General features: G+C 39.5%; 22 protein-coding genes. 1 reads left to right on the top strand and 21 read right to left on the bottom strand.

All coding sequences use genetic code 11. The features are described from left to right. Positions 1–130: 130 nt before the first annotated feature. The 9 genes from KX723_RS04665 to KX723_RS04625 all read right to left on the bottom strand — a co-directional run bounded on the left by KX723_RS04665 (position 131) and on the right by KX723_RS04625 (position 8612). A complete protein-coding gene (locus KX723_RS04665; RefSeq protein WP_246562582.1) occupies positions 131–2260 on the bottom strand; it encodes an IPT/TIG domain-containing protein in 2130 nt (709 codons plus the stop codon). A gap of 192 nt (positions 2261–2452) precedes the next feature. Then, positions 2453–2623: a hypothetical protein gene (locus KX723_RS04660; protein ID WP_218813323.1), complete on the bottom strand. Its 171-nt coding sequence runs from the start codon at positions 2621–2623 to the stop codon at positions 2453–2455. A gap of 265 nt (positions 2624–2888) precedes the next feature. After that, entirely contained in the window at positions 2889–3059 is a 171-nt protein-coding gene (locus KX723_RS04655; protein WP_218813323.1) for a hypothetical protein, read from the bottom strand. Positions 3060–3451: 392 nt separating this feature from the next. After that, positions 3452–4648, bottom strand: coding sequence for a lipopolysaccharide assembly protein LapB (gene lapB / locus KX723_RS04650; RefSeq protein WP_218814892.1), 1197 nt, complete (start codon positions 4646–4648; stop codon positions 3452–3454). Position 4649: 1 nt separating this feature from the next. Next, a complete protein-coding gene (locus tag KX723_RS04645) occupies positions 4650–4943 on the bottom strand; it encodes a LapA family protein (protein ID WP_218814891.1) in 294 nt (97 codons plus the stop codon). Between the two features lie 74 nt (positions 4944–5017). Further along, positions 5018–6598 (bottom strand): 30S ribosomal protein S1, encoded by a 1581-nt coding sequence (gene rpsA / locus KX723_RS04640; RefSeq protein ID WP_218814890.1) that lies wholly within the window; start codon positions 6596–6598, stop codon positions 5018–5020. 112 nt (positions 6599–6710) lie between these two features. Then, positions 6711–7394, bottom strand: a complete 684-nt coding sequence (cmk, locus tag KX723_RS04635; protein ID WP_218814889.1) for a (d)CMP kinase — start codon at positions 7392–7394, stop codon at positions 6711–6713. Then, complete coding sequence (gene pyrF, locus KX723_RS04630; protein WP_218814888.1) at positions 7385–8167, bottom strand: orotidine-5'-phosphate decarboxylase; 783 nt, start codon at positions 8165–8167, stop codon at positions 7385–7387. The genes cmk and pyrF overlap by 10 nt, the downstream gene beginning before the upstream one ends. 4 nt (positions 8168–8171) lie before the next feature. After that, entirely contained in the window at positions 8172–8612 is a 441-nt protein-coding gene (locus tag KX723_RS04625) for an SPOR domain-containing protein (RefSeq protein WP_218814887.1), read from the bottom strand. A gap of 230 nt (positions 8613–8842) precedes the next feature. On the opposite strand from KX723_RS04625, the gene KX723_RS04620 reads away from it, so the two are divergent. Continuing rightward, complete coding sequence (locus KX723_RS04620) at positions 8843–10936, top strand: hypothetical protein (RefSeq protein WP_218814886.1); 2094 nt, start codon at positions 8843–8845, stop codon at positions 10934–10936. A 1-nt stretch (position 10937) separates the two neighbouring features. Here KX723_RS04620 and folC read toward each other — a convergent pair whose 3' ends face one another. From folC to KX723_RS04560, 12 genes are all read right to left on the bottom strand, one after another. Beyond that, a complete protein-coding gene (gene folC / locus KX723_RS04615) occupies positions 10938–12203 on the bottom strand; it encodes a bifunctional tetrahydrofolate synthase/dihydrofolate synthase (RefSeq protein WP_218814885.1) in 1266 nt (421 codons plus the stop codon). Continuing rightward, positions 12196–13083 carry an acetyl-CoA carboxylase, carboxyltransferase subunit beta gene (gene accD, locus KX723_RS04610; RefSeq protein WP_218814884.1) on the bottom strand — a complete coding sequence of 296 codons (888 nt, stop codon included), beginning with the start codon at positions 13081–13083 and terminating at the stop codon, positions 12196–12198. The genes folC and accD overlap by 8 nt, the downstream gene beginning before the upstream one ends. Before the next feature lie 638 nt (positions 13084–13721). Further along, entirely contained in the window at positions 13722–14762 is a 1041-nt protein-coding gene (locus KX723_RS04605; protein WP_218814883.1) for an ABC transporter substrate-binding protein, read from the bottom strand. Then, positions 14759–15532, bottom strand: coding sequence for a spermidine/putrescine ABC transporter permease PotC (potC, locus tag KX723_RS04600; protein WP_218814882.1), 774 nt, complete (start codon positions 15530–15532; stop codon positions 14759–14761). Before potC ends, KX723_RS04605 begins: the two co-directional genes overlap by 4 nt. Beyond that, complete coding sequence (potB, locus tag KX723_RS04595; RefSeq protein ID WP_218814881.1) at positions 15510–16373, bottom strand: spermidine/putrescine ABC transporter permease PotB; 864 nt, start codon at positions 16371–16373, stop codon at positions 15510–15512. Before potB ends, potC begins: the two co-directional genes overlap by 23 nt. Continuing rightward, a complete protein-coding gene (potA, locus tag KX723_RS04590; RefSeq protein WP_218814880.1) occupies positions 16363–17460 on the bottom strand; it encodes a spermidine/putrescine ABC transporter ATP-binding protein PotA in 1098 nt (365 codons plus the stop codon). The genes potB and potA overlap by 11 nt, the downstream gene beginning before the upstream one ends. A gap of 168 nt (positions 17461–17628) precedes the next feature. Continuing rightward, positions 17629–18405, bottom strand: coding sequence for a tRNA pseudouridine(38-40) synthase TruA (gene truA, locus KX723_RS04585; protein WP_218814879.1), 777 nt, complete (start codon positions 18403–18405; stop codon positions 17629–17631). Between the two features lie 128 nt (positions 18406–18533). Then, complete coding sequence (gene ybgF, locus KX723_RS04580) at positions 18534–19490, bottom strand: tol-pal system protein YbgF (protein WP_218814878.1); 957 nt, start codon at positions 19488–19490, stop codon at positions 18534–18536. Between the two features lie 48 nt (positions 19491–19538). After that, on the bottom strand, positions 19539–20087 hold the full coding sequence (gene pal, locus KX723_RS04575) for a peptidoglycan-associated lipoprotein Pal (RefSeq protein ID WP_218814877.1): 549 nt from the start codon (positions 20085–20087) through the stop codon (positions 19539–19541). 37 nt (positions 20088–20124) lie between these two features. Then, the gene (gene tolB / locus KX723_RS04570) at positions 20125–21423 is read right to left on the bottom strand and encodes a Tol-Pal system beta propeller repeat protein TolB (protein WP_246562580.1); all 1299 of its coding nucleotides are present in this window, start codon (positions 21421–21423) and stop codon (positions 20125–20127) included. A 15-nt stretch (positions 21424–21438) separates the two neighbouring features. Continuing rightward, complete coding sequence (locus tag KX723_RS04565; protein WP_218814875.1) at positions 21439–22758, bottom strand: MFS transporter; 1320 nt, start codon at positions 22756–22758, stop codon at positions 21439–21441. A gap of 176 nt (positions 22759–22934) precedes the next feature. Further along, the gene (locus KX723_RS04560; protein ID WP_218814874.1) at positions 22935–25760 is read right to left on the bottom strand and encodes a pentapeptide repeat-containing protein; all 2826 of its coding nucleotides are present in this window, start codon (positions 25758–25760) and stop codon (positions 22935–22937) included. Positions 25761–25803: the final 43 nt, after the last annotated feature.

Genomic DNA, 25803 nt, shown 5'->3' with positions numbered 1-25803 from the left:
ACATAGGTTGTAACCGCCTATCCTAGTCACATCTCCCACCAGGCGGTCGTCACCATCACATCCATCCACTAGGCCCCGCTGTGCCCCGGCCGCAGGCGTATCGCGACTGTCATTGCGTAACCATCGGTACTTACCTGCACATTCCTTTTCCTTGCCCTTGCCGCCACAGAGCACGGTCGGTTTGGGCCTTGCAACAAAACCTGTCACCGCTTATCGTGACAGGAACGCGCTCAAACAAACGTTGGAGAGGGCCTGTAGCAGGCGTGATATCCGTCACCGTCGGCGCGCCCACATAGGTGTAGGTTGTCGCAGGTGGATTGGCTACACTGACACCTCCGTATGCAGTAACTATCACTTGTACCGCCGCGCTAGCAGTACTCGCCGGTGCGATAACGGTAAGTTGGGTGCCATCAGGACTCACGTTATTAATCCTAGCGGCAGCACCGCCAAACATCACGCTGCTTGCCCCACTAAAACTGGTACCCGTAATCGTTACCGACGTACCTCCCGCTACAGGCCCATTACGAGGCGCTAAGTTCGTGATACTAGGTAAATTATTATACGTATACCCATTATTCATTATAGCTTGCTGATTATCAGGACTCTCTATCACCACGTCAACAGATTTTGTCGTTGTCGATCCAGCCATACCCGGCACTTCCACCGTTAGCATCGTCGGTGAGAACAACTCAATAACCTTCGCTAACTGTCCGCCAAAAAATACCTTTAACCCTTGGACAAAATTACTCCCCGTAATCGTGACAATATTACCTCCCGCTACAGGTCCATTATTTGGGTTAAGTTTGCTGATAGTCAGTGAGGATAAACGCGTTATCTGTTCTACTATCGCTAACACCTGAGGCATGTACACTGCGGGCGCTTTCACCCAATGGCTCACGTTAGATAACTGTTTTTGCTTCGAATCAAAGTATTCATCATAATTCAGGTTAGTACCTGGCAACCACTTTACCTGTAAACTGACGTTGCTATTACTCTGCATGCTATCGTGGAAAACCACATGCTGGCCCAACACACTTAATTCCACTCCTAATTGTTTAGATAATGGCAACCAACTTGCCCCCGCCCCGTAGCTGTCATAGCTATTCCGTACAGAAGCCTCTGTCCATAGTTTAAAACTCCCTCCAAATAATTGTTCTAGCTTAATTCCCCCTCCTAACCCTTGCCGATTTCGGCTGGTAGCTCCCGTTAATTGCGTACCGTAACGAACTCGATCGAAATACAGATTCCCACCCAGTAAGGTCTTCCGACTTAATAGCAACTCCGTTCCAACATCGATGCCGGAGCTGATTGCCCCTGCTATGCGCCGTTCATTCAAATAATTCAAACCATTCACACTGAATACCACAGGTGGTAGATCTTTATTTGCAGCCCTGGCATAATAGCCTCCTAGGCTAATACTTGGCCTATAGGGCGATTCAAACACTTGTCGGAACCGCACACCGTAGGCGAACTGATGCAGTCGATGTATAACGCTGCCCGAATCAAATTGAAAAGACAAACGCTGGTTCAAATACTCTCCACTCACCTTAAGTTGTGACAGCGGTGAAAACCCATATCCAATGGTTCCATTCAAACGGTACTGACCAGGACCATATTCGCCCAATAGCCCTAAAGCAACTTGCTCGGCTAAAGGTAGAATATATTGGGCATTCAGAAAATATCCTGTCACATTACTGTAACTTACTCCCCCACTTAAAGGACCGCTTAATCCAAATTGTTGGCTTGTTAAAGAGATATTCGATAGGTCCCCACTTTTGGCCAACTGGGCTAACGGCCCCGCTACAGACTCTATATAGCCTAGGTCGCTTAGAGACATCGCGGGCTCTTCATTCCATTGATGCTTTAATAGGGGATCCGCGGGGTTGAAACTTCGAGGCGGTTCATCCCCTGTAATATGCACTTTTAACTTCTTTTTAAGAGCTTGTAGCTTCTTATTAGTCAATGCATGAGGCCTAGCCTTTGTTAGCACGGGCTTCTTCTTCAATGTTCCCCGGCTTCCTACCCCCAGAGACTCTTTTGTTCTTGCTTGCACATATACTACAGAACTAGCGCTGGCGGGTTGAGGAGACAGAGTCTGCTCTGGCTTTTTTGCAGCCATATGATGAATAACAGTCTGCTGAGAAGGTAACGCGTTGAGTTCGGTTATCGGTGAGGCACCTACAACCCCTATCTGTAATATTTGACTATATAGCAATAATTTTATTACACGGCTGGCCTTACTAAAAAAATGAGCATACATCCCAGGCAAACTGCACTTCCTTGTCATTTTAACCTAGCGAAAGAATGGAAAAACTTTTTTGCTGTTCAGGATGAGTATAGAAGTTATTTTCGAAATTTCTAGTTTTTCCTATACGCATCAAGTGAGTCGCTATGCTCCCGAAGAATTTCGGCCATGGTGTCCCCGAAATTCGTTCGCATGACGCGACTGAAATTAGGCCGCGATACGTCCTGCGTCCGGCACGCACTCACTCCTTCGGAGTTCATGCCCGTGCCTCCCACAAATGACTTTACGGCGTGATGCGTTTCCTGCTTCGCCCGTCAACGCACGCCTATCGCGGGCTCTTCGACTTCGCATTGCTTTCACAATGCTTTCCTGTCTCATCGACGGCGTATTTTCTGTATTTAGGGTATTGATAAGCGCAAACCATATTAGACAGATGATTGGTTTTAGCGTCCAATAATTTTTAGATATAGAATAAATTTTTTGGTAAAGTAACTTCCTCAATAATGCACGAGTTTTCGTGTTTCTAAATGATATCCTAGTACGACGACTTATTTTAACATAATGAAATACAAGTGAGTCGCTATGCTCCCGAAGAATTTCGGCCATGGTGTCCCCGAAATTCGTTCGCATGACGCGACTGAAATTAGGCCGCGATACGTCCTGCGTCCGGCACGCACTCACTCCTTCGGAGTTCATGCCCGTGCCTCCCACAAATGACTTTACGGCGTGATGCGTTTCCTGCTTCGCCCGTCAACGCACGCCTATCGCGGGCTCTTCGACTTCGCATTGCTTTCACAATGCTTTCCTGTCTCATCGGTAGCTTATCCCTCAAATAAGGATAATAGCGCTTACTGATTCCATAATCACTGTAAAGAAAAGATATTCCAAATTATACTTTTTCCTTTGTTCAGACGACCATATTAGGTGTAATTTTTTAAATACATAATTTCGCAGTTGCTTATTGCTATCTGGCTTTAATCGCTTTCGTCGCATGGTGTTCACTTGCGAGGGAGACGCCGGGCGCGTTTTCCAGTTTTTCCCCTACCTAGACAGCAATAGGCGTTTTTAAATAAATCAGGTATTTCAAACCGCTACGACTCTATATCAAAAAGCTATCAATAATTACAATAAAAATATTAGATATGGTGATAGCAGTAAGAATAGAATTGAGGTTCCTATCATTACATAGCACATATAAATGCTTATTTATATACCATCTGGTTTAATCGTACTCCAATTACGACAAGCCGGACAAAACCAGTCTAAAAATTTACTATTAAATCCACAACGTAGACAACGATAAATAGGTTTTTTTTTTAATAGTTTAGCCGTAAGTGTCTTTAAGGTCGCTAAATTATTTTCCTGCTGATATTTCTCTGTTTTTTCTTCACTGCAAACATTATCTTCCTCCAAATGTAAATCAATTAAGTAATATAATCCCTGTAAGGAAGGACTTCTCTCTAATTGTTGAACTAGAAACTGCAGTGCTTTCTCTCTATCTTTTTCTTGGATTAATTTTACAATAGCCAGACAAATAGATATTTTTGAGTATTCAGATAAGGTGGTATATAAATAATTAAGCCAATCCGCTTCGCCTGATTCGCGTTTCAGATAACATTGGCTTAAAGGTGTTAGCGTTTCGGTAATATAGTCTGGATCTTGTTTTTTAATGCTTTGGTATATCTGAATGGCATTTTCCCATTTTCCTGCTTTGATCGCTATTTCACCTTTCATTAGACTCGCACGTACACAACTTGGATCATATTTAAGCGCTTGCTCGAGGAACGTGATAGCTTCTTTGGATGAGGATTCATTCTTTAGTGTGTTAAATGCTAGCTCGCAATAGTAATGGGCAATATTTTTAATAATACGCGGTTCCCATTTAGAAATTTTTTTAGCATTTTTTATGGCGACTTCCCAACGTTTTTGTTGTTGGTAGATCTCTAATAAATAACGTAATGCAACTCGGGTATATTCATTATTATTATCCTCTTCATTGGTTGCGACCTCAAAAAACAAACGCTCTGCCCTATCTAATAATCCGCCATAATAATAATCTTGGCCTAAGGCTAACAACGCCTGTATTTTTTGTGATTGGGGTAATTGGGGTCTATCAATCAAGTTTTGATGTAGTCGAATAGCACGATCGATTTCACCGCGACGCCGAAATAAAACACCCAATGCCAAATGTGTTTCGACGGTCTCGGTATCAACTTCTAGGATTTTAATAAAGGTATCAACCGCTTTATCGGCTTGTTCATTTAATAAATAGTTTAAGCCCAATAAATATTCACGATTGAAGTCATTTTTTTTATCGCAGGTGGAGTGAGAAAAATGATAATAAGCCGCATACCAGCCTGAAGCAGCTGCAAAGGGAAGTAATAAAAACAATAGTTCCAGCATACTAATGAGGATGATCTTTAAGTGGCAAAGCACGCAGATTAATCAGTTCTTCCTCTACCAACTTTAAGCGGTGTCGTAAGCGGCGATTCGCGTATTTTAATTTCACATAGATACTAAAAGCGGTTAACAACCCTAATAGCCCACCTACAATAAAACTTAATATGGCAAACAAGGAAAGCGGTAATTGTGCTGTTCCCAAATAATAATTAATGCTGATCGGCGCTGCATTAAGACCGGCAAATGTAAGGGAAAAAAGAACTAATAAAATGAGGAACAAATAAGTTAGGATGCGCATAAAACTACTACCCTTCCTATCTAACGATTACCCCACGCTTTAACGTGGGGTTTTCAATAGCTGTGAGTCTATTATTAAATAGAAGATTTTTCTTCTAATGGAGATAAAGAAAGAGAGAGGATATGATTTTTACGATCAATATCTAAAATCCTCGCTTCAATTTCTTGTCCGACTTCAAAGGTTTTACCTTCTTCGCCTAACTCTGAGGTTTTAATTTCAGCTTCTACATTATTGCCTAAATCAACTTTAATGACATCACTTTCAATAGCTCGTACTTTCCCTTTTACCCATTGACCCTTCACATAGTTATCAAAGGGATGAGCAGAAAGCGAGGCATTTTCATTCTCTAATTGTTTAATTCCGAGTGAAATACGCTCACGTTCGGGATCAATCGATAAAATAACGGTTTCGAGTTCGTCACCTTTTTTATATTTCCGTACCGCTTCTTCACCCGATAGGTTCCAAGCAATATCAGAAAGGTGAACTAATCCGTCAATACCGCCTGATAAACCGATGAAAAGTCCAAAATCGGTAATGGATTTAATCTTACCGGTAATGTGTTCACCTTTTATATGTGTATTAGCGAAATCTTCCCAAGGGTTTAATTGGCATTGTTTGATCCCTAAAGAAATACGACGTCGATCCAGATCAATATCTAAAACAACGACCTCAACTTCCATGCCTACTTGCACTATCTTGTTCGGATTAATATTTTTGTTGGTCCAATCCATTTCAGAAACGTGGACTAAGCCTTCTACGCCTTCTTCAATTTCTACGAAGCAACCATAATCCGTCACATTGGTTACTGTTCCTTTTAAGCGTGTGCCAACAGGGTAACGCTTGATCAGGTCTAACCATGGATCACCGGCTAATTGTTTGAGCCCTAATGAAACACGTCCTCGTTCTTTTTCAATCTTCAGTACAATGACTTCAATTTCATCGCCAATCGTTAATACTTCACTTGGGTGTTTAACACGCTTCCAAGAAATATCTGTCACGTGAAGTAAGCCATCGATGCCGCCTAAATCAATGAAAGCACCGTAATCAGCTAAGTTCTTCACAATACCCTTGATAACTTGGCCTTCTTCTAATTCTGTTAATAATTGTTCGCGACCCGCTTGCCCTTCTGATTCGAGGACAGCACGACGTGATAGAACGATATTATTACGCTTCGGATCAAGTTTAATAACTTTAAATTCAAGTTCTTTATTTTCAATAATACTGGAATCCCGAACAGGTCGAACATCCACTAAGGAGCCCGGTAAGAAAGCACGGACATTACCTAATTCTACAGTAAACCCACCCTTCACTTTGCCTGTTACAAAACCTTTTATAATAGAGCCAGCATCATGTGCTTTTTGTAATGACGTCCACATTTCAGCGCGTTTTGCTTTTTCACGCGATAAACGTGTTTCACCAAAACCATCTTCTAAAGACTCTATACTAACGTCAACTTCGTCGCCTACCTGAACTTCTAATTCGCCCGCTTCATTATAGAATTGTTCTATAGGAATTAGACCTTCGGATTTTAAATTGGCATTCACAACAACACGGTCTTTTTCAATTCGAACTACCGTACCGCTGATGATCATTCCTGTATGAAAAACTCGATCTGAGAAACTTTCCTCAAGTAATTGCTTAAAACTCTCTGTCATATCGTTATATCACTTGTTCTTTTTTAGAGAACTATTGTAAAAAATAGCGCAAAAAAATGCGCAGTTAATATTCAGTCATTATTGTAAAATAATGACCCCCAAAATAGCGTATTTAGCTTACTTGCAGTTTATCTAGGATACGCTGCAGTACGTCCCGAACGCTTAAATGTGTGGTATCGATCATAAAGGCATCTTCAGCGGCTTTTAAAGGTGCAGTAGAACGCTGTTTATCCTGATTATCACGTTGTTCAAGCTCTATCCGTACTGCGTCAAGACTAACACGCTCCCCCCTCGCCTTCAACTGTAAATAGCGTCGTTTTGCACGTTCTTCTAGGCTCGCGAAAAGGAATATTTTGAGCTGGGCATCTGGGAAAACAACCGTCCCCATATCACGGCCATCCGCGACCAACCCAGGGGTCTGTCGAAAGGCCCGCTGGTAATTGAGTAAGGCCTCCCGAACCTTCGGATAAGCACCCAGTCTGGACGCCAAACGTCCAGATTCCTCGGTTCGTATATCCTCGGTAATATCGCGCTGTTCCCATAGGATTTTCAGCTTATTGTCGGAAGAATCGCTAATAAAGCGCAATGTTAACTGCTTGACCAAAGGAAGCAATGAGGTCTCCTCGAAGGGGGTATAGGTTGCTACCGCTATAAAGGCAAAAGCACGATAAATAGCGCCGCTATCTAAAAAATGCCAACCTAGTTTTTCGGCTAATCGGCTACTGACGGTACCTTTTCCTGCGCCACCGGGGCCATCGATGGTAATGACTGGGACTGGGGTGTTTTCTAACAACATGATAAATAGGCTTCCCACGTCGCTTCTCGGTATCGCCTCGCTTCAAGCAACGGGTCACTGGCCTGATAAATGCCCCGTCCCACGATGATAATATCGGTTCTATTTTCCAGAATAGCCTGCTCAGGTAAGATATAATGCTGACCTAAACTGTCGCCCGCCTGATGCCATTGTACGCCAGGCGTCATATGGATGAGCCCAGGATTCTCAGTTAATTGTCTTTGCGCAATAAAGCCCATCACAAAATCAGGGTAATCTTCTGCCATTTTGACACTGGCTTGGGTATAGCTGCCCTGAGCAAGCGAACCCACAGAGCTCATTTCAGCCAGCAATAATAACCCACGCTGCTTGCTTAAACCTACTTCTTGTAGCCCTTGGATAATCCCAGGCCCAGGAACTGTGTGTGCATTAGTGATATCGGCCCATTCAGCAATTCTATAGAGCCCTCCTCCATATTGTTGTTTAACCGTATGGCCAATATCAGCAAACTTTCTATCCTCAAAGATCAAAAAAGCATGCTTTTGCGCTAAGGTTTTAAGCGCTATCAAAAAGTCAGAATCAAAATCACTCAGAATATCGATATGTGTTTTTAATAAACAGATTTCTGAACCAACGTGATCGACCAAATTCAATAATTTTTTACTGTCGGTTATATCGGCTGATAAACAAAGATTAGATTGTTTACTCGCTATCACTTCACACAAACGTTTTGCCGTTTTATTTACGCAATAGTTAATACGATCGGTATAAGGTAATTTTTTAATTTTTTTTAACATGGGATTAGAAAAGTAAAGGATCAAAGGCGGTCATCATGGGCTTAAGTTGCGTTTCCTTACTTAATAGCTCCCCCAAGCTTTTTAGTTTCGCTGGTTTAATTTCAGGCCCAACAAAAACACGGAGAACAGGTCCCGTTGAAAGTATCACTTGTCGCATATACGTTTTAGAACCCTTTTGACGTAAGGATTGCATAAGCGCATTAGCCGCTACGTTTTCCTTTAACTTAAAATCAGCCACTTGCAATACCCAAGCCTCTGCAGGAGATATAAATGCTTGGTTTGAGCCTGGATTAAACTGCTCTTGAGTAGGAGAAAAAGGCCAATGGGGCATGGTTAAGGATCTAAATTCCGCTGGCATCTTTTTAAAAAGGAGCGGTATAGCAATAATAAGTACCGCCGTCATAACAACCGCAGCAATTACCCTACTGTTTCTTAATTGTGCCACCTTTTTCCCCTAGAAATCTATTCTCTAGGATTATAACCCATTCATTAATAGACTGCCCATACTAAAAAATGTGAAATTAGCAAACTATAAATGCCCGGTATTTGCTCACATAGCCCTACACAAACTAACCTATGCTTAGACATTTAATTGTATTGCATTAAATATAGTTTCTTTATATGATCGTATAAAAAATAATATGGATTTATTTTTATAAAAAAAAGGATTTTTTAGTGCTTGATATCCTATTAAAAACTACAAAACTAACTGAACGTGCCTTTCAACCAAAACCCAAAGATCTCGATCTCCTCAAAAACAGTGAACAGTTTTGGCGGGAAAACTATCAAATTCTAGATACCGTAAAAGGTTTGAATCATTTTCACACTGAGTTGCGTCAAAAACACGCTGAAATTGATCAACTCTTTGAGACATTAATAGAGGCTATAAAAAGCCTGAAAAAACCCTACAATCTATTAGAAGAAAGCACGGAGGCGCTTGAAGGGTTAAAAGGAAGATATTGGCATCCGTTTTTTGGAAATTACCGAAAACAAATAAAAAAGCAATTAGAAATCATTACTTATTTCCTAATAACGAATGATGACTATGATAGAAAAATGCTCGTTGTTTTGCAGCTATCAGAAACGGATGTTTGCGCAGGAGGATGCTATTCTAAATTACAAAAAACTATTGATGAATTAAACAATAAAATCAGTCTATCCAGTTGGTTAACTAATTTACGCCTAGAAATCATTCAACGTTATGTTAGTAGTAAGCATAATAGCCAAGCGGTACATCATTTTAACGCTATTTTAACTTATGCTCAAAAAATAGGCTTAAATGTAGTGAATGACGATGCAACCTATCATCAGCTTAAAAAAGATCAGTATATGCAAGCTTTATCAGAAAGCGAAAAAAATGAGTTTAAAGATTTTTTCTGTTCTCAATATAACATACGAATAATCATTGAATATATTACTGAACAATTACAATTAGAGGCCAAGCAATCTCTAGCACCATTTCAAAAGCAAATTCCTCCCTTTGGTTTGGTTTTTTTATCTAGTGATTTTATGCCTATTAATGAAAACTTAAAGCACTTACCTATTGGACCTTCTACACTGTTTACTAGCATCGAAGAAGATTATAATTATTTTAAATTTAAATCAGTAAAAGAAATAAAAGACGGGGTTTTATCAAACTTATTAGAAAAAAATATTTTAAAAAAACAAAGCAAAACATTTATATTTAACGGGCAAAGCTGGAAATTTAATACTATAGACGGTGATTCTTACAATGATTATGGCTTTATTCATAGAAACGATGAGTTAGATCCTGAAGAAAAATACCCCCTTTCTGCTTTTGAAGAAAAAAAACTATACCAATACTGTTCTGCAGAACAATTTCATAAAAACAAAGCATTTTTTAATTTAGGTCAAAATGCTTTTAATTATTTTTATGAAAAAAAGGCCAATTTTAGCAATTGCCACTTAATAGATATAGATTTTCGAGAGTTAGATGCTGATTTTATCTCTGAGCTTTATGATACTGACGATAAGGATGCCTGTTTTATTCGTGCCAAATTAACTTATAAACAATTACTCTGCTTTTATAAGCTTAAAAAATATCATACTTTAAATAATAGCTATCTCGTTACTATAACGAGTGCTCAGCAACTTTTTGAGATTATAACAGAAATTATTGCGCCTGATAAAAAAGAACAAGCCTTATTTTTAGAACGCCATAAAGCTATTTTAACTACTAATAAATTACATCTAGAAATCTTGCAATATTTAAACGATAAAAAAATCAGAAAAGAAAAGGAATTAATAGAAACGATACAAAAAATAAACTTTTTTGAAGAATATATTATGTTATTCCTTTCTACAGAAACGCCTCTATTTATTATCGGTTTTATACTCTTAAGCCTATGGCTTTTTTATTATCTACCCTTAATATACTGCAGTATCAGCTTAATATTTTCGACTATTTCAATCCCTATTGTTTTTATCATATTCGATGAACTACAAGACAGCCCGGATCTTTTTAATTATAAAAAGAAATTAGAAGAATTAAGAAGAGAAGAACAGGATCTTTTAGCTTTAGATGAAAAAATACTTGAATTTAGCAATGAACAAGAAAAAATTGCACTAGCGGCCGCTGAAAACAATGAAGATAAAACGACTTCTGCTATAGCACATCCCTCTTCAAATCCAACCAGCATAAGTACCCTTTTATTAAAAGGCCAGGAATTAACAATAAAAGATGAACTCGAAGAAACATTAGCTACGCCACAAACTATTAATTCAAACGTTTATGCATATCGCATTTAGTTCATACCGGATATACTAAACCAACGGTATGAAATGAACCAAAAATAAGCACGCGATCGCCTTTACTAGCTACTTTACATGCCTCTTGTACTGCAATAACCGGTGAAGAAAATGTTCGTGCGGGGGCTTTAGTATTTAATCGCATCAAATGCTGGTTTAACTGCACTGCTGTCGCACCTCTAGCGACATCTAAATCAGCCAGATAAAACTGATCGATCTGTGCCGTCAATGGCGCTAAAGTATTACTTATATCTTTATCCACTAACATACCAACAACCGCATGGGTCTTTCCAGCACAAGCTTCTTGTGCCAATCTTTTTGCTAAACACCTTCCTCCAGCAGGATTATGCGCAACATCAAGAATAAATTGCAGACATCCTTGCTCAACAACTTGGAAACGACCTGGAATAAAAACCTGTTTTAATCCTTCTTCTATAGCCTCTAGTCTAATAGAAAGTTGCTTGCTAAGTAATTCAATGACTTGCAAAACAGTCGCTGCATTCTGCAAATCAATTTTTGGTAAGGGTAAATCGCTTAAGGTTTGTCGTTGGCTCTGCCATGACCAAGAGGAAATCTGTTTTTTATAGTCAAATTGCTGGCCTTGGTTATACAAAAAAACATTTTCTAAAACAGCATGCTCATAAACCGCTGCGGGAAGTGAAAAATCACCCATAACACAAGGCTTATTCGGACGCATAATGCCGGCTTTTTCTTTAGCAATCAGCTCTCGTGTATCACCTAGCCATTCCATATGATCTAAATCCACCATACTAATCACAGAAATATCGGCATCAACACAATTAACCGCATCCAAGCGGCCTCCAAGACCCACTTCTAAAATAATGGCATCCAGTTGCGCTTGTTTGAATAATAACAACGCCGCTAACGTCCCGAATTCAAAATACGTTAATGAGACCGCTGCACGCGCTTTGTCAATGCAGTTGAACGCCTCACATAATGCACTGTCACTAACAGGCTCTCCGGCTATCTGTATGCGTTCATTGTAGTCAAGTAAATGGGGTGATGTATAAGTTCCTACGCGATACCCCGCCGCTGCTAAAACCGCTTGGGTTAATGCAACACAAGAACCCTTGCCATTGGTTCCGGCTACCGTAATAACAGGGCAATCAAAATCTAATACCTCAAGGCGCGCCGCGACTATTTTAATACGCTCTAAACCTAAATCGATGGTTATAGGATGAGCCGTTTCTAAATAATTTAGCCAGTCTTCCTTTGTGCCTAAATGCGGAGCAAGAACCTTATTCATTATCCGTATCAAGGGCCGAAATTGAATAGTGATTATTATTGGTCTGGAGCAATTTATTTAATAAGGACGCTATTTTGGCTTTTAACACGCGTCTATCAACTATCATATCAATAGCACCATGTTGCAGTAAAAACTCGCTGCTCTGAAACCCCTCTGGCAATACCTGACGAACCGTTTGCTCAATAACGCGAGGACCTGCAAATCCAATCAAGGCCTTAGGTTCTGCAATAATAATATCGCCCAACATCGCAAAACTAGCCGATACCCCACCCATCGTCGGATCAGTTAATATGGAGATAAAAGGCAAGCCGACTTGTTTAAGTTTTCCCAATACAGCACTGGTTTTAGCCATTTGCATCAATGAAAAAAGACCTTCTTGCATCCTGGCACCACCACTGGCAGCCACACAAATAAAAGGCAAGTTCAATTTTATCGCGGCTTCTACCCCTCGGGTAAAACGAGCACCGACCACGGACCCCATCGAGCCACCCATAAAATCGAATTCAAAGGCTGCCGCGATTAATGGAATTCCACTTAATTGGCCTTGCATAACCACCAGCGCTTCTTTCTCGCCTGTTTTTTTTATCGCTATCTTTAAACGGTCCTTATAAGATTTTTCATCTTTAAATCGAAGCCTATCCACCGCTTCAATCTCACCGCCTATCTCTTCGCCTGTTTCATCTAATAATTGCTGTAGCCGCTGCCTGGCTTTAATGCGATGATGATGGCTACAGGTAGGACAGACTGCTAAATTACGTTCAAATTCCGCTCGATATAAAGTAGCTTGGCACGCTTTGCACTTAATCCATAGTTCAGGCCCGTCGGTAGTCTTTCTAACCGCCGTCCGGATGCCCGTAATTACTTTTTTTAACCAACTCATACTGTCTATATTCCTAAAACAAATAAACTTTTTACCTAGTTCTTCTCTCTATGGGGGACCAAAAAACCACTATCATTACACGAGCCGTGAGGAGAAGCAATCCAGTAAAATTCGAGTTTTTTACTAGATAGCGAGGCGGAAATGAATTTCTGGCTTTGCTATGGCGAGATATTTTAGTTTTATCCCCTACAGGGAATCACCTTCAGCAAAGCACCCATTTTAATATTTCTTTAATTTTCCTAAAGTAAACTGATTATATACCGCTCGCGGCGGGTGGTATATACGATTTAAAAATATCTATCGCGATAAAAAAAAATAAAAATGAAACATTTTAATTGGCTTGTAAGGCTCATTCGATGAGACAGGAAAGCATTGTGAAAGCAATGCGAAGCCATTATAGATTTTCTAACTGATTACGCAAAAAATTCATTATGGAATATTTGTAAAACACATAAAAATCAAGTTAAAAAATTCTTAATGGAAAATAACAAAATAAAAAGCCTTTCCGCACTTTTAACCAATTTAAAAACATTGGAAAATCCAGCTGAATCGACTAAAAAAGATCTTTATGAGCGTTTACAAACAATAAAATCCATATCGGGGAAAAGATGCGCATAAAAAAGCATTCCTCGAACAAACTATCCGCCTATTTTCAATAACTCCCAATATTTTTGATAAATACTCTCTGCATTCCCCACATCTGCTTGCACCACACTACGCTTTAAGATCGTCTGAGCGGGGTAAATCATGGGATTGCTTAAAATTGATTTTGGCATCAATTTAACAGCCCCCTCATTAGGCGAGGCATAGCCCGTGGCTAAACTAATTTTCTTTGCGATATCTGGGCGCAAAATAAAATTCATAAAACGATAGGCATTATCCAGGTGGGTTGCGCCTATAGGAACAGCCATGCTATCGATTGAAATAACAAAACCGTCCTTGGGATAAACAAATTGAATCGCAGGATTTTCTTGAGCGGCTTGATAAATATCGCCATTCCAACCCATACCCAAGGTCAAGTCCTCATCAATAAACAATGACTTAACCCCATCCGCATTGAATAATCGAACATTGGGCATTAGCTGCTTGAGCTTTAAGTAGGCCTGGCGAATGTGCTCAGGATTGGTGTCATTCGGAGAGTAGCCTAATACCAGCAACGCAACCGAAAACACCTCGTGCATATCATCTAACAAAAGCAATTGATTGCGATATTCAGGCTTCCAAAAATCAGCCCAGTTTTGAATCTCAGTAAGCGAATGGTAGTGTGTATTCACGGCAATGCCAGTGACACTCCAAAAATAAGGAATACTATAGCGATTATCGGGATCATAGGCTTTGTTTAACAAAGCCGGATTTAGATTCTTGAAATTACTCAGCTTAGCTTTATCTAAAGGCTGCAACATCCCTTGTTTACGCATACGATCAACAAAATAGGTTGAAGGTACGACAATATCATAACCTGAAGTCGGATTTGCCTTGAGTTTGGCATACATCGTTTCATTACTAGCATACGTCGCATAATTAACTTTAATGCCGGTTTCTTTGGTAAATTCTTTTAAGACATCACTGGAAATGTAACTTGACCAGTTATAAACATTGACGACATTATCTTGCGCAAATGCAGCACTGTTAAAAAATAAGCTAGTAAAACAGCAGAAATAGAATATTAACGATCTCATCCTACTTCCTTCTTGCTTAAAATCAGTTGGAATATCACGACGATGCATAAAGTGATGGCAAACATCACGGAACAGAGTGCATTTAACTCCGGTTTCAAGCCAATGCGCACTAAAGAATAAATATAAAGGGGTAAAATTTGAAAGTCAGGGCCTGTTACAAAGAAACTAATAATCACGTCATCCAGTGATAAGGTAAAACTCAAAAGCCATCCTGCTAAAATAGCCGGCCATAACATAGGAATAATAATGCGACGGAAGCTCATAAAGTCACTGGCACCTAAATCCCGCGCCGCCTCAAAAATATTTTTATCTAACCCCGTTAAACGGCTGTAAACCGTCACCGCAACGAAAGGAATACAAAAAGTAATATGCGAAATTAATAGCGACCAAAACCCTAACTGCATTTTAATAAGAAAAAATAAAATGAGTAAGGAAATCCCCATAACGATATCAGGCGAAACGATTAAAACAAACATCAAACCATGTAACAGTTGTTTGCCAAAAAAAAGATAACGATAAAGACAGGTAGCTGCCAAGGTTCCTATACACGTAGCCAATGTAGCCGCTAAAACACTCACTTCTAAGGAATGCAAAGCAACCACGGCTAAATCGGTATCATCGCCTAATTGCTTGTACCAATCGAGAGTAAAACCGTGCCACAAGGAAGAATAAGTCGAATTATTAAATGAATAAATAATCAAAATAATAATAGGAAAATAAAAAAAGCAGTAAATAGCGGTTAAATAGCTAAATTTCGCTAATCGATTCATGCTGTTGCCCTATTTTATCTGCGCGTCTATAAATCAACAAAAGGAGTCCCATGCTTAAGGTTAGTACCATGCTAACCGCTGACCCTAATGGCCAATTATGGGCGGATAAGAACTCATTTTGAATAAGATTTCCCACTAATAATGATTTTGCCCCACCTAAAATATCAGGAATATAAAACATACTCATCGCTGGCAAAAAGACTAAAACAATTCCACCCACAATGCCGGATAAGGTTAAAGGCAAAATAACTCGAGTAAAAATAGTGATCGTGTTAGCGCCCAGATCACGCGCCGCATCAATAAAGCGAATATCTAATTTTTCTATATTGGCATACAGCGGTAAGATCATAAAAGGCAAAAGACTATAGACTAGCCCGATAATGACAGCGCTGGGTGTATATAAAATAGAAAGCGGTTTATGAATAATACCCAGTGATAATAAAACTGTATTTAATAAGCCTTTTGCTTTTAAAATAGAAATAATGGCATAAGTTCGAATCAATGAGCTGGTCCAAAAAGGAATGATGACCAAAAATAATAACAAGCTTTTATATCGCGATTGCATTCGTGCTAAAAGATAAGCAAAGGGGAACCCTAAACACAAGCAAATCAGTGTACATAACCCCGCAATATAAAAAGAATGCCAAAATACTTTAAAATAAATAGGATTAATTAAAGCGCGATAGTTTTCTAAGGTAAATTGCCAACGAACCAGATGCACGGGATCGTTTTCTAAACAGCTGATTACCAACACTAAAATAATAGGTAACAAAGCAAATAGCGATAACCACAGCCAAATCGTCGCAATGTTTGTCCATTTAAATAAACGATCAGCCTTCATCAGGTAAAATAACCTCCCACCCTGGAATCCAATGCACCCATACCGATTCACCGCTATGGAAATCCAATTTCTCATCGTCTTCATTGAAAAATTGTGTTGCCGCCAATAAGGTTTTACTTTCTAGGCGAACCATTAAATCAACCGTTGAACCTTTATATATCACTTGTTCTACAACGCCAGGAAACATTTGCGAAGTATCGGTGACTTCCGACGGTGACCAAACCTCTAAATCTTCAGGGCGAACCAAGGTATATACTTTTTGATTAGGGGTAAAATGACGGCGATTTTTTAAGGTAAACTGTTTTCCTTCAATAATGACATGAAAAACATGTTCATCCACCGAAATAACTTGGGTTTCAAAAATATTCACTTCACCAATAAAACGCGCCACGCGTAAACTATGCGGCTCTTCATACACTTCGCGCGGTGTTCCAATCTGCTCAATGTGTCCCTCATGCATGACAACCACACGATCGGACATAGATAAAGCTTCTTCTTGATCATGCGTTACAAATATAAACGTAATTCCCAATTGGGTTTGTAATTGTTTTAATTCAAGTTGTAGAATTTTACGCAGACGGTAATCTAGAGAACTTAAGGGTTCATCCAGCAAAAGAATAGAAGGGTTATTAATCACGGCACGCGCAATGGCAACACGTTGTTGTTGTCCACCACTTAATTGATAAGGCTTGCGTTCACTTAAATGCTCCAATTTGACCATTTTTAATGCATCTTCAACTTGCTGTTTAATCGTCGCTTTTGTCACGCCGCCCTTGCAGCGCAAACCAAAAGCAATATTGTCAAACACATTGAGATGTGGAAATAAAGCATAACTCTGAAAAACAGTGTTGACGTGCCGTTGTTGTGGCGGCAAGCCTTTAACACTTTTTCCATTGATACGAATAATTCCACCATCCGGTTCTTCAAAGCCAGATATCAAACGCAGCAACGTGGTTTTTCCACACCCGCTCGGACCTAGCAAGGTCAAAAATTCACCGTGTTTAACTTCAAAGTGAATGTCTTCCAACACTTCTTGATCATGGAACTTTTTGTAAACGCCCTCGAGCTCAAGCACATTCCCATTCATTAAATAGGCAACCTCACGTCAGGGTGGAATGGTAAAATCGAGAGCGATTATGCAATGTGTAGCTGGCTATGTCTACTTTTTGTATTTAGGCAAAAACTAAAATGCTTTTATTCTAAACACTGCGTTTTCCTACGCCTCATAATAAGCGTCTTGTATATGACTAAAAAATTAAATCAAATGAATCGTAGGCGCAGGAATAGAAAACCGCTCCGGGTAGAAAACCTTAGCAAGGTATAAGCCATTAGGATGCGCTGTTGCAGCTGCTTTTGTCCGATCTTTTGCTAATAATACGGCTTCAGCCCAAGCGGGTTCACGTTGGCCCGAACCTATCAGCATTAATACACCCACAATATTTCGCACCATATGATGTAAAAAAGCATTGGCTTGTATATCAATTAGAATTAAACCTTGCTGTTCACGACTTATTTTAAGATGTTGTATGTGCCTATGACTACTTTTAGATTGACAACTCACCGCACGAAATGAGCTGAAATCATGCTCTCCGATCAAATAATTAGCCGCTGTTTGCATTAAGGTTTCATTTAAAGCGTAATAACAGTGCGTGGTGTGTTGGTTCCATAGCGCGCTGGCCAGCGGTTGATTATAAATAAGATAACGATAGCGACGTGCAGTCGCTGAAAATCGGGCATGGAATTCATCAGCCACTTCGCGCACCCAATCAATACGGATATCGGCTGGAAGATGGCTGTTAATGCCTAAAACCCAAGCCCTATCACTGCGTATCGCGGCGGTGTCAAAATGCGCTACCTGCCCTAATGCATGCACACCTTTATCAGTACGCCCGGCGCAGGTCAGCGTAATAGGATGATCGGCTACTTTTGCAATCGCTGTTTCTAAGGTCGATTGAACGGTTTGCAACCCTGCTTGTGTTTGCCATCCATGATAAAGAGTACCTTGATAGGAAATACCGAGTGCAATTCTCATAAATTAAAGGACCACGTCATGGCGAGGCTGGAACTTTGTTCCGGCCGTGGCCATCCAGAAAAAAACTAAACTTTTCACTGGATTGCCGCGCGCTTCGCGCTCGCAATGACGAAATTATTATCATTTATTTAAACTTTTCTCTTAGCGACGATATTCGCATTAGCCGAAATCATTGCTTGAAACTGCTGTAATCTTGCTTGCGCTGCTTGAGCCGCTTTAGAATCTGGATAGCGTTGAATTATTTTTTTAAATGTATCCATCGCCGTGGGTTTATCGCCTTTAGCAAAAAAAGCCAAGCCTAATTGCAAAAGTGCATCCGGAATACGGGCATCTTGTGAATAGGCCGCGATAAAATGATTAAATCGACCGATTGATTGCTCAGGCTGCCCTTGCAACAAATACAGTTGACCTAAAAAATAATTGGCATTAGGAAGGTTAATGTCCGAAGGGTATTTCTTGATAAAATCTTCAAACCCTTGAATAGCCAGCGGATATTGTTTATTTTTTAGCAGTTGAAAAGCCGCTTGATAAGCACGTTCACCCACAGCCGTTGGTACCCCAGGAGCCGAGCTAACTGAAGTCTTAACGGCCATGGCCGGCGCTGAAGAATTTGCGTGAGTGACATTAGCCGCTGGTAATGCGCTTGTGTTTGCAACCGATCCGGCAGAAACAGGCGCGGTTCTGGACGTTAATCGTTTATCTATATCTTGGTATTGGCTTCGAATTTGATCGTCTAATAATTTTAAACGATGTTGTTGCTCTTCTATCTTACCTTGTAGCACTTGTACCTTTTGTGTCAGATCATCCACTTGTACTAGTAATGGATTTAGATTAGCAATTTGTTGTTCTTGAATGGAAAGACGCTGCCCTAGCGAAAACGAAGATTTATTATTTGCCGCAGAATCACTGCTATTCCCTGTATCCTGTGATGTAGAAGGTGCAGGTGCAGTAGAAGAAGAAGATGATGATGATGAAGGTGAAGGATCATCACCATCATCATAGGCATCGACAACGGGCGCTATCGCGTAAGCACCCGCACTAATACAAAAACCTAATAACAAAATACTGACTCTAATAAATTTCATTGATTAAGTTCCTAACTAATTTAAGCGGCTTGAATACGCCGCATTGAGTTACTCTTTATCCGTAATAATGGGCACCTGATATTGTAAATTGGCGCGGCGATTTTTTGAATAATCCGCTTCAGAGTGACCAAACGCCACTGGCTTTTCTGCACCATAGCTCACTAGGCTAATTTGATTTTTATTCACACCATTCGATTGCAAAAAATTTGCAACGCTCGATGCGCGCCGTTGGCCTAAAGCAATATTATATTCCCGACTACCACGCTCATCGGTATTACCCGCTATTAAGATTTTAGCTTGTGGATGCCTAATTAGGTAATGTGCTTGTATTCTAAGTGAAGGAATAGCACTGCTTTGAATAACGCTGCTATCAAACTCAAAATAATAGGTTTGGGTTCCTACTTTAAGGGGATTGGTATTGGCTTCATCTGCATAAAAACTGCCCACATCCCCTGCTCCGCCGGTCATGGCTTTATCTGAATTTTGTGTCGCACTCAGATTTCCATCCCCCAATTCATCTTTTCCGGTTGAACAAGCGGCCAAAATAAAAAAGCTTGCACTGATTACACTTATTTTTAGGATTTTTTTAACTAACATTTTTTTCCCCATTACCATTAAGATTTAATCACTATTTTTATGACATAAAAGGCGACCACGTCGGATCTTGCACATCACCTTGTGGCGTTGGTAAACGTAAATTTATCCGACCATCCACGGATACCATACCTAACATACTGCGGTTTCCCGGCTTTGATTCATAGAGCAACATTTGACCATTCGGTGCAAAGCTAGGTGATGCATCGTAACCGGAATGGGTCAATATCTGTAATGTATTATCGTCGTCTAAATCTTGTACCGCTATATTATACGATCCTTGTTCTTGATTGAGTACCACTATCGTCTTTCCATCATTTGCAAACGAAGCCCGTGCATTATAGTTTCCATCAAACGTAACACGACGCACTACACCAGAACGAAGAGCGAGTTGGTAGATCTGCGCAGCACCTCCTCTATCCGAAGTAAATAACAATGATCGTCCATCTTTAGAAAAACTGGGTTCGGTGTCTATAGAAGGGCCAAACGTAATTTGTCGTAATTTTTTATTGGCTAAATCCATTAAATAGATTTTTGGTGCCGCAGAATCTTTTGATAAAGCTAAAGCCAAGGTTTTATCATCCGGCGACCAGGCGGGTGCACCATTAATGCCTGAATAACTGCTCACTAATTCACGAGCGCCCGTATTGACCTGTTGTATATAGATGCGCGGTAACACTTTCTCAAATGAAACATAAGCCAGACGTTTGCCGTCACGTGACCAAGCCGGCGACATAATGGGCTGTGTAGAAATGAGTAAAGATTTAGCGTTATAACCATCCATATCGGCTACTTGTAAACTGTAGCGTCGATTACGGCTGTTTTTATCGGTTACTAAGATATAAGCGATGCGCGTTGAAAAAACGCCCTTAAGACCGATTAATTTTTCATAGATAAGATCGCTAATATGATGTGATAACCGACGCAATTGTGCTTCGTTGGCAGTAAATTCCTGTTGAATCAAGGCTTGGCTTTGTCCCTGAGCAACATTGACCAGAGAAAATCTAACACGGTATTGTCCTTGACTGATCGTCTGAATCTGTCCTACCACCACATCATCAAACTTTTTATTACGCCAATAAGACGCAGAAACTTGGCTTAAGGTATAAGGCAAAATGCCGTTTTGTGGGGTAGTTACTTTAAATTGGCCACTGTTATTCAAGTCATTTTTTATGATCGCACTAACATCGCTGGTTTCAGCTAAATTAGCGGATCCTGAAAAAGGCACTATTGCAATAGGTAATTGATTAGAAATCCCTTGCGTCAATTCTAAATTAAGTGCTGCGCGTGCGGGAAGAACCCATAAATCGATTAGCAATAAAATGATAATAGTTCGAATTTTCACGTCAATCCTCTAATGTTTTTGTTGGCAATATGTCTCTTTAATACCGAAAGCCACGAACACGGCAAGCAAGAGACTGCTTAATAAAACGAGTAATGCCCAGTGAAAATCAGTAGTAGAATAAACAGCCAATCCATTCACAATTAATCCACTCCAGTTTTTCTGTAACAACCATCCAATTAACGGCTGAAATCCCGCGCCAACTAATACCGAAGCCATATTAGAAAAAGCGACGGAAGTACCGGATATGGCATGTGAATTAATTTCAGCCGCAACCGCATAGGCCGTTGCAACTCCGGTATTGGCTAAGCCATACAAAAACAATAAGCTAAATAAAAGCGGTAGCGGTAAATGCGGCACCATTAACACCGTACTCGCAAGCACAAAGCTTAAAAAAGCCGAGAGTACCAAGATTATTTTTCGGCGTTTTATTCGATCCGAAATCCAACCCGTTAAAGGACCACCGATTGCCCAACCAATAAAAATAAGTCCGATTGCCATAGCAGCTATTTCATTACTTAAATGATAAGCCTGACGAAAAAATTTAACGCCCCATAATTCAGCTAATGCCGCGGTGGGCGCATAAAGAAGACCTGCAAACAAGGCATTCCACCAGCTTTGTGGGTTTTTTAAAACCTCAACTAATCCTGACCAGGGGGAATGCAATAAGTTTTTTTTAGTGGGAGCATGCGGTGCTGCGCGATCACGTACCACGGCGGCAATAACAATGGCTAATACAACCATAATGCTCGCAATTAAAAACAACGTAATGCGCCAGCCAAAATGAGCGACTAAATAAGCCATCGGCATTTGTCCAATAGCGGCCCCTAACATACCTATCGCCTGTGTTAAACCCGCCAACAACCCAAATTGATGCGCCGGAAACCAGACTGACGCGACTTTTAGTGCGCTCACAAAAGCAAAAGCAGCGCCAAAGCCCATCATTAAACGTGCGAGCGCCGCGACATGTATTTGAGTGCTAAAAGAAAAAATAAAACAACCCGTGGCACAAATTAAAATCATGCTGGTTAATAACCAACGCAAACTAAAGCGGTCGATTAATATCCCTACGGGTATTTGCATGCCCACATAAGTATAATAAAAAAAAGCCGATAAGCTTCCTAAGGCTAATGCTTGTACTTTAAAATCTCGCATCAGCGAGTCGATCATAACGCCCGGTGCTACTCGGGCGAAATATTCAATAAAAAAAGCGCTCGCCGCTAGTCCCCAAATTAGCCAAGGATAGTAAGGCGATTGCAAACATTTGGTTATACTCTTCGCACTTGAACTTTTGGCGGCGTTCCCGCTCAACTTGCCATCCTCATGTATCATACATACACTCCGGTGGCTTCGTTTTCGCGGCGTCTTGCCAAAAGTCCCATTGCTGTGAGTCTATAATATGATAGTTGGACATTTTATAACCACATAGTTTTTAAATACAAAAATATCCGTATACTCATTTATAAGCAATATATTAAAGAGAGACTAAATTTTTGTCTATCGATTTGTCAATGATGCAAACTATATGACGGCATAGGTATTCGCGGCGATGCATGGTCATTAGAATAACTTTCTGATAATTCATTCCCCAAAAATTCTTTTGCCGGAAATCTTTTCTGCCTTGGTTTTAAGTTATGGAAGGGTATGCCTAACAGTTCACTTTTTAAGAGTATTGTCTCTATGCATTTTTTTCTTAAAAGTTTTCTTTCTAACGCATTTTGTTCTAAATGTTTAAAAGGATATTTTTCTATGTTTTCTAATGCATCGAGTTTCCATTCTAAGATCTCTAGCTCCCTCTCTTTTCTTGCTGTGCGATTTACTATAAATCGCTCTTTGTCAAAACAAAGATTACGTTTCTCGCAACAGAAGAAATGCCGCCTATTAGGGGCGTTAATAACCCTAGAGAAAAACGTTACGCGGTCTAGTGGTAAGATTAATTCCTTGCGCCAGTTACCTGCTAAGCGAACCTTAGAAAAATCGCTTACCCCTTGTTTATATAATCGATGTAGTTGAGAAACGGATAAAGTAAGATCCGTTATAATAGATTTTTCCAGTAGCGCACACACTAACTCGGATCTTGAAAAATTAACCTCATTTAAATCAGACGCACTAAAATTTACGCCTAATATTTCGCTGCGATTAAAATCAACGCGATTTAAACATGCGCCCTCAAAGAGGACATCGATCAATTCAGTGTTCTTAAAGATAAGCGCTGATAGTTTAGCTTTATAAAAAGAAGCTGACATTATCTCCGCCCGTAAAAAATTGATATTCTCTAAATTAGCAAAACGAAAACTAACCCGTATTAAACGCGTGTTAAAAAAATTTGTATTTTTTAAATCCGCGCTTATAAAGTCAACCATCGATAGATAAGCTCTATCAAATTTACAATCTAACAAATTAGCATGACTAAAATCACTATCTGATATGCGAGTACAGCTAAACTTTGTCCCTTGTAAATTAGCATGGCTAAAATCACAGTTTGAAATAGCTTCATGAAATACGACATTCGCTAAGATAGTGCCTGAGAAATCTATATTGTCTAGATAACTTTCTCTTTCTACCACATCGTAACGTAGATCTCTTTTTTTAAACTGAATACCGCTAAAATCCTTAAAACCAGCCTGTATTATCCTACGAATAAACCAGTTAATCATGAATAAAACGTTGTTATGATTTAGATCTTCCATTTGCTGCAGAATATCATTCAGTATCGAATAAACCAGTTCAGGATAATTACTTATAAAAAATTGCCGGCCTTCTTTTGACAAACAAGTAAATAGATTATAAAAGTCGATGAAATTAATAGAACCATCTAATTTGTCGACTAGAATTGAAGGTATATCAAAGTCAATAGACACTAGTTTTGCTAGTGTGTTTAAATGATACGATGCTGGTAAGTGCTTAAAAAATAAAACCAGATCTTTCAGGTTTTGTAGTAGATCCTTTAGATTTTTAGGATCCGAAAAAATATTACTATTTAGCCACTCAACCCCTTCTTCTGTTGCCAGCACATCAAGCATGGCTTGTCTTTTGTCCTCTTGCTTCACCCAACTTAAGGCAATATTATTGGGATAAATTCTAAAACTTGGGTGTATTGGCTTTAATGGTAACTGGGATAAACCCAAAAGATTCCTAAACCAACTAAAGAAAAGATTATTTGATTTTAGAGAAGGAAACTCTAACCACTTGCTGTCCATCAAACGCTCTGCAATGGTAATCATAAAATCATCAATGTTTTTTAACCCCCCCTCCTCGGTGAAAATATCACCCCAGCTAAACTCAGGATCGTTACCTAATTTGATTAATTGACTCTCTATAAAAGTTTGTAGTAAATGATAATCGCCCAAATAAATCGAACAGGCCTCATAAAGTTGATGACTAATGAATCTAACTAAATTAGTCGCATTGAACTGCCGTTCAAATTCATGAAAATATTGAACGTAAAGACGATCTTCTCGTCCGGGCTTCTTAATTGCACTTAGATAAAGTGCTTGCATAAACGAATCAACGTAAGGATCATTAGGCATGATTAAAAAATGCAGCTTTAAATCAAATTTAAGTCGTTCACAGAGGTAATTCGCCGCATGGATTTCGTAATTTGCGATTAAACAGCCTGCATAGGTGCAAAGAACTGCGCTGAAAGACCTGCAGTCATGTACGGTATTACTTAGCGCTACTTCTCTGGCCATTGTCACTGAAAATAATTTTATTAAGCCAATAGGTAAAAAATGGTCATAATTTTTTAATTTTTCTGCCGCATCCGAGAGATTTGTCAAACAAGCCCCTACACAACGATTAAAGTTATTCTCATCTAACAGTAAAACAATAACTTCTTTTCGAAATTCTAGGCTAATACTTTCTTCTTTTATTAAAAGAGCAATAATTTCAAGGTTTTTTTTCCCTTCGCTATAAAGATAAGTTTTAGACTGAGAAAATTCATTGCTTTGTAAACGATTCAAAAAATCATTCAGTACATAAGGTCCTGAATATTTTCTGGCATCTTGCGATAATTTTAATACAATTTTTTTTTCTAGCATCCAAAGATTAATGCATTCAATACAGGTTTGAAATTCTTCAATTAAAATATTAAATTTTTCTGAGTGAATAAAATCATCTAACTCTGCAGGATTCTTATTAAATCTGGAATTATAATAAACCGGTAAACGCTGAGTATAACCATAAATATCTTTTTTAATTCTTGCATCAATGTCATTGCAATGCGCGTTATCTCTAGGATAATCGTGAAATGACAGTAATTTTTTTGATAGCAAATGGTTTGGAAAGGAAAAAGGTTCACCATGTTCCTCAAGTGGTTCGCGAACTACCATCATTATTCTCCTTAAAATAGATACATTTAGAATACCAAGAAACGAG

The sequence above is a fragment of the Rickettsiella endosymbiont of Dermanyssus gallinae genome (genome assembly GCF_019285595.1).
Lineage (GTDB): Bacteria > Pseudomonadota > Gammaproteobacteria > Diplorickettsiales > Diplorickettsiaceae > Rickettsiella_B.
The sequence above is the reverse complement of the archived record's forward strand: the minus strand, read 5'-3'. Positions and strand labels throughout refer to the sequence as shown.